The sequence below is a fragment of the Pseudomonas sp. Bc-h genome, from assembly GCF_002080045.1.
Taxonomy (GTDB): Bacteria; Pseudomonadota; Gammaproteobacteria; order Pseudomonadales; family Pseudomonadaceae; genus Aquipseudomonas.
The window spans coordinates 28,846-42,225 of sequence record NZ_MUIN01000018.1; the positions used below are offsets into that span (position 1 = coordinate 28,846).

Here is a 13,380-nt window from a genome sequence, read left to right on the forward strand (position 1 = left end):
CATTGGCGGCGTCAACTCGTTGAAACATAGTCAGACTTGCTCTCGTTTTTAATTGAGCGCCGGTCGTCGGAGTAGGGGGGGTATTAGTCGTAAGGTAGGGGGTGTCAGAGCGGCATATTCGTCTGGATGGCGTTGTTGCGTGAGTACACGTGACCTTTCGAAGGTCTTTGACGACGCGCAGCGCTCGCCGTCGAGGCGCAACGCATCGTCCGGGAAGCAGTCCGTCAGTCGCCGCCGAACTGCTGGCGATACTGGTTGGGCGACAGGCCGATACGCTCGCTGAACAGCTTGCGCATGTGCCGGGCGCTGCCGAAGCCGCAGCGGGAGGCGACGACTTTCAAAGGCAGCTCGCAGCCTTCCAGCAACTTGCGGGCGTGATCGATGCGCGCGTTCTGCACATACTGCATCGGCGTGAGGTTGACCTCGCGCTGGAACGCGCGGGCAAAATTGCGCGAGCTCATGGATGCGATTTCAGCCATGCGCGCGATGGTGTACGGCTCTTCGATGTGATCGACCACATGGGCCTGAACCCGGGCGATGACGCTGCCGTCGCGTTGCACTGCAGCCAGCAGCGGGCTGTAGGGTGTCTGGCCCCCTTGGCGTTTCATCACCACCAGCAGCACCTTGGCAACTTCCAGCGCCAGCTCCTTGCCGTGGTCTTCGGCTACCACGGCCAAGGCCATGTCGATACCGGCGGTGATACCGCCGGAGGTGATCAGGTTGCGATCCATGACATAGATCTGTTCGGTTTCCACCCGTGCATCAGGGTGACGCTGCGCCAGACGGTCGAGGTAATTCCAGTGGGTGGTGCAGCGGTAGCCATCGATCAGACCGGCTTCGCCCAGCAGAAACACCCCGGTGCAGATCGCGCCAAAACGTCGTGCGCTTCTGGCGGCGCCGGGTAGCCAGGCATTCAGTTCAGGGTGACTGACGCCATAGGCGCCGGGGCCACCGGGCACCAACAGCAAGTCTACCTGCGCGGGGTAGTCCTCCAGATGCATGTCTGCCTGCACTTTCAGACCGCAGGAACTGCGTACCAGCGACTGTCGATCGGCGATGGTCAGCAACTGGTAGTGCTTTTCTTTGGGGAGCAGGCGGTTGGAAAGCGAGAAGACGTCCATGGGGCCGGTCACGTCGAGCATCAGCACGTCGTTGAACAACACCATCACCACTGTTTTGTGTGCGCACGCGCTCTGCATTCACTGTCGCCTTCATTCCGGCCCCAACCGTTGGGTGATGGGCGGGGCTCTGGTTTTCAAGGCGGCAGTTTAGGCCAATTCAGAGGGAAATCGGTACAGATGACTCTCCAGTCAGCGGATCAGATGAGAAAAGGCGCGTGAAGAGGGGATCAGTGATTCTTGCAACCTTTGGGCAGCTGAAAGCGGATCATCGCTCCACCCAGTTCCGAGGCTTCGGCGTAGAGGTTGCCCTTGTGCGCCTCGACCACCGATCTGCAGATGGTCAGGCCCATCCCCAGACCACTGGTTTTGGTGGTGTAGAACGCACCGAATATCTGCTGCCTTTCAGAGAGGGGAATGCCGGGACCATTGTCCTCCACCGACACCTGAATGCCGTCGGGCAGGGATCGCGATGACACGCGCAAGATGCGGTTCGAACCCTCGCAAACGGCCATTGCCTCGATGGCATTGGTCACCAGATTGAACACCAGTTGCTGAATCTGTATCGGGTCGGCAATCACCGCATGCTCAGCGTGAAACGCTGTTTCCAGTGTCACCCCATGCCTGGCCAGATGGCCGTCGTTGAGGCGGATGACCTCGCGGATCACAGCGTCAATGTCGACTGGTTGGGGCTTGCACGGCGACTGTTTGGCCAAGGCACGCAGGGCGGCGACGATACCGGCGGCGCGCTCACAGTCGGCACGGATGTCGCGCAGCCCGCATACCGCTTCATCGAGATTGGGCTTGTCTCGTTGCAGCCAGCGCATGCAAGCAGCGGCGTTGGAAGCTATGGCCAACAACGGCTGGCAGATCTCGTGAGCGATGGAAACGGTCAGTTCACCCATGACTTGCAGGTGAGCGCTGCGGGCGAACTCGGCTTGTGGGCAGGTTTGGGCGGAAGACTGGGTAATCACCCTTTGCGCAGACGGGGTGACGCTCGGTGCCCACATTTCCAGGGTGGCCAGCCGGTTGCCCGTGCCAGATGGCGCAAACGGGGTGATGGCGATGCCGCTGTTGGGGTCCGGCAGCAGGCGGTAGGCCGATGTCATGTCGTGGGGCAAAGGCGACATGTCGTAGTGATCGGACCACGGCGTTTCGGCTGCGGTGACGGCGGCCGCTGAGGTTTGAGAAAGACGTTCTTCTGGCATCTGGCCCCCGATTCAAAGTGCCCCATTTCGTCATCGGCCGAGTATACGCAGGGATTCTGGTGCGTAATCGGTGCAGCGCGGGTTTGGCTGAATCGGGCACCCTGATGGCCGTCACATTCCCCTTTCAGTGAAAGACTCTACTCGGCTTGAGCGTTGCGGGCCGTTCACACCGCCACTTGCCGCTCGCGCAGCAAGGTCGCCGGGTGCGCCGGATAGGGCAGGCCCAGACGTTCGCGCAGGGTGTTGCCACTCGGGCCGTCTTCAGGTACCAGACCCCGACGTTTCAGCTCGGGCAGGATCAGCGCGATGAAGTCGTCGAGGCCTTCCGGGTAGGTCGGCGGCAGGATGTTGAAACCGTCGGCGCCATACCCTTCGAACCAGGCTTGCAGCTGATCGACCACCTCGGTGGGCGAGCCCACCAGGGTCCAGTGCCCGCGCGCGCCCGCCAGTCGCAGGTACAGCTGCCGAATGCTCAGGCCTTCGGCGGCCAATTGCAGAATCAGTTGCTGACGGCTTTTCGAGGCGTTGGTCGCAGGCAGGTCCTGGGGCAGCGGCCCGTCCAGCGGCAGGTGGGAGAGGTCGACGCCACCGAGCAACCCGGACAGCAGGCTCAAGCCGACCTGCGGATGAACCAGATCCTGCAAGCGCTGATGCTTGGCGTGGGCCTCGGCGGAGGTCGGCGCGGTAAAGATGGTCACCCCCGGCAGGATCTTCATGTGCTCGGGTTTGCGCCCGAGCACAGCGGCACGGGACTTGATGTCGCTGTAAAACGCCTGGGCGTCGGCCAGGCTCTGGTGCGCCGCGAAGATCGCTTCAGCGGTGGCGGCCGCCAGCGCGCGTCCGTCGTCTGAAGCGCCAGCCTGCACCAGCACCGGCTTGCCCTGGGGAGAGCGCAGCACGTTGAGCGGCCCGCGCACATTGAAGTGCTCACCCTGGTGATCAGCCAGGTGCAACTTGTTGCGATCCAGGAACACGCCTTTGTCCTTGTCCAGCAGCAGCGTGTCGTCCTCCCAGCTGTCCCACAGCTTGTCGACCACCTGATGAAACTCCCGCGCCCGGCTGTAGCGATCGGCATGGGCGGCCTGATTGCCTTCGCTGGCCCCGCCGAAGTTCTTCGCCGCGTCCGGATCACTGCTGGTGACCAGATTCCAGCCGACCCGGCCGCCACTGATCTGATCCAGCGAAGCGAACTGTCGCGCGAGATTGTAAGGCTCGCTGTAGCTGGTACTGGCGGTCGCCACCAGCCCGATTTTTGAGGTCACTGCTGCCAGCGCCGAGAGCAGGGTCAGCGGCTCGAAGCTCAGGCTTGGCGCGATCACCCGGTCAAAAGTCGGTGCATCGATGCCACGCACCGACACGCTGTCGGCCAGAAACAGCGTGTCGAACCCGGCGGCTTCGGCCTTGCGTGCCAGATCGACGTAGTGATCCAGGCGAATGCCCGCGTCGGCCTGTGAGCCGGTGTCGCGCCATGCGGCGATGTGATGCCCGGTGGCGCGCAGGAACAGGCCCAGTTTGAGGGTTTCTTTGCGTTGGCTCATGGTGACGCTCCTCATAGGTAATCAACGAAGTTTGATGCGTGATGAAGGTGCGGCAGGAAATAGGGTGTTGGAGAAAGTTCTATTCATTCAGCGTGTCGCAGTGAATAACCAAGTGGGTGCCAAAGCGGCTTCAAGTGTTGTGAATTGCAAGGTGTGTGCCGCCTTTAAAGTTGCAATGCTTCTCTAAAGAAGTGTCGTTTTGGCAAATCTTTAGTGAGCCGCTTAATTAAAGGGGATGGGCACAAACAAGGCGTTGTGTTGGAGCGCTGTTGCTGGGGAAACACTTGATCTTAAGGGGTTACGGCTTTGGAATAACGCTAGTTAAAAACGTTATAGGGAGCCGTTTTAATCCTGTTGACGGTCCCTGGCGAGCCTCATTACTGTTGTTGCCAATCAGACACTTGCACTGTTGTTGCATTTCGCTTAATTCGCGGGCTGCGTCATTCACTTTGGCGGCAGCGGCTGCCGGCTGTTTTCTGCTTTATAAATTTCATTTATCCGTCGAGTGGCGTTCATTGCGCTGCCGTTTAAAGGAATGTTCAACATGCAAGAACCCAGGAGTCGAAGAGCGTTTATCAAACAGGTTGCGCTGCTCGGTACTGCCGCAGCGGCAGGGCTGATGTTGCCAGGGTGCGATAAACCCGAAAAAACCGCCAGTGCCGCACCTGCGGTGATCAAAAAGCGCTCCGATCAAGTGGTCAGTTTCAAGTACCCGGACAACCCTTCGTTCGACCTGGTTTACCTTGCCGACTCGCTGGGTTACTTCGAAGGCACGCGCACACGACCCAACTACATCGGCAAGATCGCCGCGCCGCAGATCATTCCGTTGGTCGGCACCGGCGAGATCGACTTCGGTTCGCGCATGGTGCCGCTGGTCATTTCCGCGATTGCCAGCGGATTAGACCTGAAGGTGGTCGCGGCGGGCGGCAAGACCCTTCAGGAAGCACCGCACATGAAGTATTTCGTGCGCGCCGATTCAGGGATCTTCACGCCCAAGGACATGGAAGGCAAAACAGTGGGCTTCAACAGCTTCGGTGCCTGCGCCGAGTTCGTCACCAAGAAGTACCTGCGCGAGCATCAGGTGGACGTCGACAAGATCAACTGGGTCGTCGTGCCGGACAACCAGGGTGAGCAGACCGTGCTCAGCCGCAACGTCGACATCGCGATCATCCACCCGCCGGCCTCTGGCGGCGCCGAGCACAACCCCGAGCTGCGCAAGTTGTGGAGCGACTACGACCTGGACAAGGGCCTGGGCGGCATGGCGCCGTACAGCGGCTATGGCAAGTTCATCCGGGAAAACCCCGAGGCGACCTCGGATTTCGTCGCGGCCATCGCCAAGGCGGCCAACTGGGTCAACGCCAACCCCGACGAGGCGCGCAAGATCGTCTCGCAACGCATCGGCACCAAGCTGGAACTGGTGGAGCGCTACGCCTACGTCGACGACCTGATCGTCACCGAACCACCGATTCAGTACTACATCGACATCCTGCAGAACGAGAAAAAGATCAAGCCAGGAGCGGTGAGCGTGAAAGACGTTTACACCAACGAGTTCAATGCGCTGGCCAAGGCACAGGCCTAGAGCGCCACCGCATGATCAGCCTTACATGAAACCTGGGCAATGGCGATCAGGTGAGTTTCAGGGAACACCGCGCCAGGGCGGTCTGGCACAAACCTTGTGGGAGGGAGCTCGCGCGCGAAACAGACTCATGAGCGAAAAATCCGTTGCGCGTCAGCCATCGCTTTCGCGAGCAAGCTCCCTCCCACGGTGAATGTGCATCGCTCAACGTCCGGGTGTTGCCTGTAAGCATGTTTTTATCGAATCGGGTTGAGAGGCGTCAGTGCACAAAATCTCCACATCAGGCTTGCACATGGAATACCAGGCTCAGGACGAGTCAGGCAAAAGCGAACGCGTAGAAGTGCTCAAAGACTTCGATCTGCAAGTGCGCGAAGGCGAATTTCTGTCGATTCTCGGGCCCTCCGGCTGTGGCAAGTCCACCTATCTGAACATCCTTGCCGGGCTTGCCAAGAAGACTGGCGGTACGCTGGAAATCGACGGCAAACCCTTGCAGGGCATCAACCGCAATCAAGGCGTGGTGTTCCAGGGCTACGCCTTGCTGCCGTGGCGCTCGGTGCTCGACAACATTGCCGTGGGCCTTGAGATACGCGGCGTCGGCAAGGCCGAGCGGCGCGAAAGGGCCCGCGAGTATCTGGACCTGGTGGGGCTCACCGGCTTTGCCTCGCGCTACCCCCACGAACTGTCGGGGGGCATGCGTCAGCGCGTGGCCATCGCCCGGGCGCTGGTCTACAAGCCCGATGTGCTGCTGATGGACGAGCCGTTCGCCGCCCTCGACGCACAAACCCGTGAAACCCTGCAGGACGAGCTGTTGCGCATCTGGGACCTGCACAAGAAAACAATCGTGTTCATCACCCACAGCCTCGACGAAGCGATCTTTCTCTCCGACCGCGTCGCAGTCATGACTCCACGCCCCGGGCGCATCAAGGAGATCATCGACATCGATCTGCCCAGGCCGCGACTGCCGCAACTGCGCAACAGCCACGCCTTCGTACATCTACGCCAACGGGCGTGGGCATCATTGCGCGAGGGCATGGGCGGTGCAGCTGCCGATGTCGCTGACGCTGACGCGCAAGAGGGCGCGCGCCATGAAAGCTGGCAGCAGATCGTTGGGCGCAGTGGCTATCGGGTTGGGGTATGACCATGAGTTGGAAGAAAACATCACGCAAGGCACTCGACAGTTCGCTCGGCATCCTGATCTTTCTCGCGCTGTGGGAAGCGCTGCCGCGAATGGGCGTCGTCAACCCTGGCTATTTGAGCCCCCCGTCGCAGGTCGTGTTGGCCATCGCCGACATGGCGGGTAACGGCACGCTGATCAAGCACCTGCAAGCCAGCCTGATTCGCTCTCTCGCCGGGCTGGCGCTGGCCATCGTCACAGGTGTCAGCCTCGGCCTGTTGATGGGCTGGTTCGCTCGGCTCGAGCGCGTGCTCGATCCTCTGTTGCAGTTCTTCCGCCAGACTTCAGCGCTGGCCCTGTTCCCGGTATTCATTCTGTTTCTGGGGATCGGTGAGCTGTCCAAAGTGGCGATCATTTTCTGGGCGTCGTTCTGGCCGATCCTCTTGAGCACCATCAGTGGCGTCAAGCAGGTCGACAGCCTGTTGATCAACTCGGCGCTGTCGATGGGCGCCAACCGGCGCTTTCTGTTTCTCAAGATCGTCCTGCCGTCTGCCTCACCTTCGATCTTCACCGGTGTGCGGCTCGCGGGGGCTTATTGCATCACGGCATTGGTGGCGGCTGAAATGATTGGCGCACACTCCGGGCTGGGTTTCCTGACCCTCAACTCGCAAGAGGTTTTTCAGATTCCCAGCATGTACGCCGGGATCCTGTTGCTGGCGGTGGTCGGCCTGCTGCTGAACTTCTTGCTGGCGTTGTTGGAGCGGCGTTTCACGCGCTGGCGCCGTGGTTTGAAACATGCGGGGTAGATCGGGACCGGCGTTCACCGGTGGCTGGATTCGCTACGGGCTGGCCGCGCTGATTGGCTCCACCGCAGTGTGCGCGATCTGGCTGTTGCCCAGACTCGATGGCGCCGAACAGAAACCAGGCCCGGTTCTGGCGCAGGCACGACAACAGCAGGTGTTACGGGTGGGTGTGCGCAGCTATCCGCGACCGACCTACAGCACCGAGGCGCTGGTGTCCGAACCGGATGAAATGGACGGCGAACTGGCGAGCGCGCTGGGGAGGTATCTGGGGGTGAAGGTGCAACTTAAGGCGATTCCTGCCCAGGACATCGCCGGCTTTTTGCGCAAGGGTGAAGTGGACGCAGTGATTGCTGGCAGCCTCGACATCCCCGGTTTCGAACGGCAACGGGTCAGCCTTGACAATGTGCCCGCAGCGTATGGCCGGGGCGCACTGCTGAGCTTGCGTAATCTGCAGGTTGCGACGGCAAAGGGGCGCAGCGTCTGCGTGGCGCTGGGCAGCCCCTGGAGCCGCGAGCTGCAGGACCAAGGCGCGCAACTGCAGACCTACGCCTCCAGCATCCGTGCGGCGTCGGCGTTTCTGGCCGGTGACTGCCAGTTGCTGGCGGACGAACGCACGGTGCTGACCAGCCTGTTGCAAACCCCGGACTGGCGCTTCTACCGCATGCTGCCGCAAACCCTGGACGCCAGCAGCGACGCGCGGGTCTACCTCTCGCAACCTGACCCCAAGAGCCTGCGCCTGCTTCAGGCCGGGTTGCGTGACTGGCAGTCCGAAGGCGGGCAGGTCAAGGCCTGGGATCTGCACAGCAATGCGTTTCTGGTCGACAGCATGAAGATCAGTGACGGCCTGGTCTGCCACTGAGCCTCATGGCCGCTTGGGCAATACCCAGTCCTTCCTGATGAAGTGACAGGTGTAGCCGTTCGGGATGCGTTCCAGATAATCCTGATGCTCCGGCTCAGCCTCCCAGAACGCGCCGGCCGGGCTGATTTCGGTGACCACCTTGCCGGGCCACAGGCCTGAAGCATCGACGTCTTTGACGGTGTCTTCGGCGACCCGTTTCTGTTCTTCGTCGAGGTAGAAAATCGCCGAACGATAGCTCAGGCCCAGGTCGTTGCCCTGGCGATTGGCGGTGGACGGGTCGTGGATCTGAAAGAAGAACTCGAGGATCTTGCGGTAGCTGATCACCTGAGGATCGAAGACGATTTCGATGGCTTCGGCGTGGGTGCCGTGGTTGCGGTAGGTGGCGTTTTCGACGTCGCCACCGGAGTAGCCGACGCGGGTCGACAGCACGCCGGGGTAGCGGCGCAGCAGGTCCTGCATGCCCCAGAAGCAGCCGCCGGCGAGCAGGGCGGTTTCGGTTTGAGTGGTCATGGTTGATCCTTCCTGTTGCTCAGTGAGCGCTGGGTTTTCGATTCGTCAGCCAGTGTGCTCGTCTGCCGTGGATGGGTGCAAGCAGCAAAGCCGGTTGCTACCCTGTGCGCGCCTTCAACCACGGAGCGCTCAGCCCATGAGCATCAACCAGCAGATTCGTGACCTTGCGTACTTCATGAAAATCGCCGAGCTGGGTCATCTGGGGCGCGCATCCGAAGTCCTGCATATTTCGCAGTCGGCGTTATCCAAATGCATCGACCGGCTGGAAGAAGCCTATGGCGCCGAGCTGTTCGAACGGGCAGGGCGCGGCATCCGTCTGACCAGTGCCGGGCAACTGCTCTGCGAGCGCTCACAGCAGGTGGCGAGCGTGCTGGATGAAACGCAACGGCAGACATCGTCCATGGGCAAGGGCCTGGCCGGGGTCATTCGTATCGGCGCTGCCGCCACGACTGCCGAGTTCATGCTGCCCAAGGCCTGCCGCGTGCTCCAGGAACAGGCGCCGGCGGTGTTGCTGGAAATGCAGATCGGCATGAACGATGTGCTGCATGATTCGTTGCGCAAGGGGGCGCTGGACATTGTCGTCGGCCCGCTCGGCACCCGGGATGAAGAGCTGACGGAACTGCCGATCATGGACGACGAAGTGGTGGTTGCGGCCAGCGCCGATCACCCTTTGGCCGGGCAGCAAGTGCCAATGCAGGCGCTGAGCGACTACCGCTGGATTCTTTCCCCGCCCTCTGTGGCCACGCGGCAATGGCTGGAGGCTGCGTTCATGAAACAAGGCCTGCCGCCACCGGATGTAGCGATCGTTTCCAGCTCCCAGGCGTCGATGCGCAACCTGATTGTCGAGACCGGGTTGTTGAGCTTCGTGTCGCGACGCAATCTGGCCAACAGCGCCGGGCTGGTGGAAGTGCCCAACCCGGCCACCACCATGCCCCGACGTTTCGGCATCGTGCGCCGTGCAGACGCGTACCTGTCGCCAGCGACCCGGCGTTTCATCGAGATTCTCCAGCAGCAGGAAAACTGACCGCCTGGCGATGGTTTGCAGCACACCTCGGTTCCATGATCGTTCCCACGCTCCGCGTGGGAATGCCGGAAAGGACGCTCCGCGCCCCCGTGACGCGGATCTTCACACGCTGCGTTACCACGCAGAGCGTGGGAACGATCAAAAAGCGGGAGGTAGATTCATTCCTCACAGGAATCATTCCTTGAATATTCGCCAATAGATTCAAACGATCAGCAACGTGATACTGGCGGCGCACCCCGACATCCAGGGGCAAAACAATAATAAGCCGGAGATCACTCCATGAAATTGTCTGCTGCGCCGTTGCTGTTCCTCGCCCTGCAAGCCCCGCTGTTTGCCCATGCCGCTGACGTACTGCCGCCACAATTGCCGACCGCTGAAGACAGCCGTCTGCTCCCCGTCGCCACCTCACCGCATATCTGGAATGGCGTCACCGTTGCCCCGGACGGCCGCACCTTCGTCTCCCTGACTCAATCCGAAGGCCCGGGCATGGCCAAACCGTCGCCTATCGACCATTCCTGAATCGGGGTGCAGGCCCCGGCGTTGCATGCCGGGGTCTGAGCACCTCCACAGCTGAAGGCTTGTCCCATGCCCCATACCATTCTCGTCACTGCGCCGAAACTTGCGAGCGCGGGTCTCGATCTGCTGAACGCCGAAGACTGCCGGGTGTTGTTCGTCGGCCCCGAACAAGGCGCTGAAGACATCGAACGGATCATGGCCAGTGAGCCGGTCGACGCGGTGATTTCCCGCACGCTGGATTTGACTGCCAAAGCGATCCAGTCCTGCCCGACCCTGAAAGTCATTTCCAAGCACGGCGTTGGCGTCAGCAATATCGACGTCCAAGCGGCCAGCGGGCGGGGCATCCCGTTGTATGTCACGCCGGGCGCCAATGCGCAGTCTGTGACCGAAATGACCCTGGCGCTGATGTTCGCCGCGGCTCGCCGCGTGAGCTGGATGGACCGCGAAATCCGCAGCGGGCGCTGGTCCCGCGCCCAGGACGGTCTGGAGTTGAGCGGCCGCACGCTGGGTCTGGTGGGTTTTGGTCAGGTGGCACGGCGAGTATCGGTCGCCTGCCAGGCCATCGGCATGCAGGTGCTGGTATTCGACCCGCTGTTGCCCGAAGGCAGCGACCTGCAGGGTGCCGAGCGCGTCGACTCGCTGGACGCGCTGCTGCCGCGCAGTCAGGTGCTCAGCCTGCATGTGCCGCTGACCGCGAAAACCCGTGGCTTCATCGGCGCCGAGCAACTGGCGCTGCTGCCCAAGGACGCACTGCTGATCAACACCGCACGGGGCGAAGTGGTCGATGAGCCCGCTTTGATTGCCGCGCTGCGGGAAGGTCGGCTGTATGCCGCGGGGCTCGACACCATGGCGGTCGAACCGCTGCCGGCCGACAGCCAACTGGCGCAGCTGGACAACGTCGTTCTGACCCCTCACGTCGGCGGCTCGACCCCGGCCGCACTGGCCGCCATGGCCGCCGGTGCGGCGCGCAATGTACTGGGCTTTCTCAACGGCAATCCGGTCGCCGTCAGCGCCTGCGTCAATCCCGTTGTTTTCGATAAATGATCAGGAGTTTTCCATGAGCAGCACACAGAACTGGCCTGCGGGCTATCGCATCAATCCTCGTGTCGAAAGCGTTTCTGCCGAACTGATCGAAGCCTTTCGCGCCATCCCCGTAGCTGTGGCCGGCGATTGCATGGGCCGCAGCATCGGCGCCCGTGGCCTGAAGATCTATCACGGTGATCTTTCACTGAAATTGTGCGGCCCGGCGTTTACCATCCGCGTCCGTCCGGGCGACAACCTGATGGTGCACAAGGCCCTGATGATGGTTGAGCCTGGCGATGTGCTGGTGATCGACGGCGGCGGCGACGTCAGCCAGGCGGTGATCGGTGGGCTGGTGAGAACCACGGCGCTGCGCGTGAAGCTGGGCGGCATCGTCATCGACGGCGCGGTTCGTGATCTGGAAGAACTGGCCGAAGGCATCGTACCGGTGTTCGCCGCAGGCCACACCCATCGCGGCCCAAGCAAGGACGGCCCGGGCGAGATCAACGTGCCGGTGGCCTGCGCAGGCCTGTGCGTGTTGCCTGGCGACCTGGTGCTGGGTGACGCCGACGGCGTGATCGCGATTCCCGCCGTCGACGTTGAGGCGTTGCTGCCCAAGACCCTCGCGCACCTGGAGCGAGAGGCCGGGATTCGCGAGACCAACGAGAAAGGCACTGCAGATCCGGAACGCTTCAACGCGTTGCTGCGGGCCAAGGGTTTGCCTGTCTGACCCCCGTGATGAAACGCGCCCGGTCGTTTCGGATCGGGCGCAGCAAGCCTGTACAACTATAAAAAACAGGATTCGCCATGCTGATGCTCCTTAGCTTCCTGATGTTGGCCTGCTTCATCTACTTTCTGATGAGCAAGCGTTTGTCAGCCCTGACCGCGCTGATACTGATTCCCACGGCGTTTGCCCTGATCGGCGGTTTTCAGGCCGACTTGGGCAAATACGTGATCGATGGCCTGAAGATGGTCGCGCCCAACGGCGTGCTGATGATTTTCGCCATGCTGTACTTCCTGACGATGACCGAAGCGGGGATGTTCGACCCGCTGGTGAGCAAGATCGTCAAAGCCGTGCGCGGCGACCCGGTGAAGATCTTCGTCGGCACCGTGCTGCTGGCGTTCATCGTCGCGCTGGACGGCGACGGCGCGACCATCTACATGATCGTGCTCTCGGCGTTCTTGCCAATCTACAAGCGCCTGGGCCTGTCGCTGCCGATGGTCTGCTGCCTGCTGCTGCAAGTGGCGGGGCTGGGCAACATGGTGCCGTAGGGCGGGCCGACGGCACGCGCCGCGACAGCCATGCATGTGGATGTCGGGCAGATGTTCGTGCCGATGCTGCCGGCGATGATCGCCTGCGTGATCTGGACCTTCGTGCTGGCCTGGCTGTTCGGTCGCCGTGAGCGCGCGCGCCTTGGCGGCACCATCGACCTCAACGGCGACTTCGCCGAGCACAAGGAGCATCGCGGCGATGGCTGGCGGTTCTACTTCAACTGCTTGCTCACCGGGCTGTTGATTCTCGGCCTGTGCCTGGAGCTGTTCCCGCTGAGCTATATGTTCATGGTCGCAGCCTGTCTGGCGCTGGTGGTGAACTTCCCGTCGCTCAAGGACCAACAGGAACAACTGGCCCTGCATGCGCCGCCGATTCTCGCGGTGTCGAGTCTGATTTTCGCTGCGGGGGTGTTCACCGGCGTGTTGTCCGGCACTGGCATGGCGAATGCGGTGGCAACCGGCCTGTTGCAGGGGATCCCTGCCAGCTTCGGCCCTTACATGGCGGTGATCACGGCGCTGTTGAGCATTCCGGTCACCTGGCTGGTGTCCAACGACGTCTTCTATTTCGGGATTCTGCCGATCCTCGCCGAGACCGCGCAGCATCACGGCATCACCGCTGTGGAAATGGCTCGCGCTTCGCTGATCGGGCAACCTGTGCATATTCTCAGCCCGTTGGTGGCCTCGACCTATCTGGTGGTGAGCATGCTCAAGCTTGATTACGCCGAGAACCAGCGCTTTACCATGAAGTGGTCGGTGATCAACTGCTTTATTCTGCTGGCGGTTTCGTTGCTGACCGGTATTTTCCCTTTGTTCGTTCGATAA

Annotated in this window: 12 protein-coding genes and 1 pseudogene; 9 read left to right on the forward strand and 4 right to left on the reverse strand. The window is 61.6% G+C overall.

Annotated elements, in window-relative coordinates:
• Window positions 1-224: 224 nt before the first annotated feature.
• The 3 genes from BWR59_RS30715 to BWR59_RS30725 form a co-directional block, all read right to left on the reverse strand.
• Complete coding sequence (locus BWR59_RS30715) at window positions 225-1,199, reverse strand: GlxA family transcriptional regulator (protein WP_081569429.1); 975 nt, start codon at window positions 1,197-1,199, stop codon at window positions 225-227.
• A 149-nt stretch (window positions 1,200-1,348) separates the two neighbouring features.
• Complete coding sequence (locus BWR59_RS30720; RefSeq protein WP_081569430.1) at window positions 1,349-2,326, reverse strand: HAMP domain-containing sensor histidine kinase; 978 nt, start codon at window positions 2,324-2,326, stop codon at window positions 1,349-1,351.
• A gap of 164 nt (window positions 2,327-2,490) precedes the next feature.
• Entirely contained in the window at window positions 2,491-3,864 is a 1,374-nt protein-coding gene (locus BWR59_RS30725) for an LLM class flavin-dependent oxidoreductase (protein ID WP_081569431.1), read from the reverse strand.
• A gap of 544 nt (window positions 3,865-4,408) precedes the next feature.
• On the opposite strand from BWR59_RS30725, the gene BWR59_RS30735 reads away from it, so the two are divergent.
• The 4 genes from BWR59_RS30735 to BWR59_RS30750 all read left to right on the forward strand — a co-directional run bounded on the left by BWR59_RS30735 (window position 4,409) and on the right by BWR59_RS30750 (window position 8,216).
• Window positions 4,409-5,443 carry an ABC transporter substrate-binding protein gene (locus BWR59_RS30735; RefSeq protein ID WP_081569433.1) on the forward strand — a complete coding sequence of 345 codons (1,035 nt, stop codon included), beginning with the start codon at window positions 4,409-4,411 and terminating at the stop codon, window positions 5,441-5,443.
• A gap of 289 nt (window positions 5,444-5,732) precedes the next feature.
• The gene (locus BWR59_RS30740) at window positions 5,733-6,578 is read left to right on the forward strand and encodes an ABC transporter ATP-binding protein (protein WP_081569434.1); all 846 of its coding nucleotides are present in this window, start codon (window positions 5,733-5,735) and stop codon (window positions 6,576-6,578) included.
• Between the two features lie 2 nt (window positions 6,579-6,580).
• A complete protein-coding gene (locus BWR59_RS30745; protein WP_143490993.1) occupies window positions 6,581-7,360 on the forward strand; it encodes an ABC transporter permease in 780 nt (259 codons plus the stop codon).
• A complete protein-coding gene (locus tag BWR59_RS30750; protein WP_081569436.1) occupies window positions 7,350-8,216 on the forward strand; it encodes a transporter substrate-binding domain-containing protein in 867 nt (288 codons plus the stop codon). Before BWR59_RS30745 ends, BWR59_RS30750 begins: the two co-directional genes overlap by 11 nt.
• 3 nt (window positions 8,217-8,219) lie before the next feature.
• Here BWR59_RS30750 and msrA read toward each other — a convergent pair whose 3' ends face one another.
• Window positions 8,220-8,726 carry a peptide-methionine (S)-S-oxide reductase MsrA gene (gene msrA, locus BWR59_RS30755; RefSeq protein ID WP_081569437.1) on the reverse strand — a complete coding sequence of 169 codons (507 nt, stop codon included), beginning with the start codon at window positions 8,724-8,726 and terminating at the stop codon, window positions 8,220-8,222.
• Window positions 8,727-8,862: 136 nt separating this feature from the next.
• Here msrA and BWR59_RS30760 point away from each other — a divergent pair, with 136 nt between their 5' ends.
• From BWR59_RS30760 to BWR59_RS30780, 5 genes and pseudogenes are all read left to right on the forward strand, one after another.
• Entirely contained in the window at window positions 8,863-9,750 is an 888-nt protein-coding gene (locus BWR59_RS30760; RefSeq protein ID WP_168184559.1) for a LysR family transcriptional regulator, read from the forward strand.
• 279 nt (window positions 9,751-10,029) lie between these two features.
• The gene (locus BWR59_RS30765) at window positions 10,030-10,269 is read left to right on the forward strand and encodes a hypothetical protein (RefSeq protein WP_081569439.1); all 240 of its coding nucleotides are present in this window, start codon (window positions 10,030-10,032) and stop codon (window positions 10,267-10,269) included.
• A gap of 66 nt (window positions 10,270-10,335) precedes the next feature.
• Window positions 10,336-11,310 (forward strand): hydroxyacid dehydrogenase, encoded by a 975-nt coding sequence (locus BWR59_RS30770; protein WP_081569440.1) that lies wholly within the window; start codon window positions 10,336-10,338, stop codon window positions 11,308-11,310.
• A gap of 13 nt (window positions 11,311-11,323) precedes the next feature.
• A complete protein-coding gene (locus BWR59_RS30775) occupies window positions 11,324-12,016 on the forward strand; it encodes an RraA family protein (RefSeq protein ID WP_081569441.1) in 693 nt (230 codons plus the stop codon).
• 77 nt (window positions 12,017-12,093) lie between these two features.
• A pseudogene (locus BWR59_RS30780) lies at window positions 12,094-13,380 on the forward strand (citrate:proton symporter).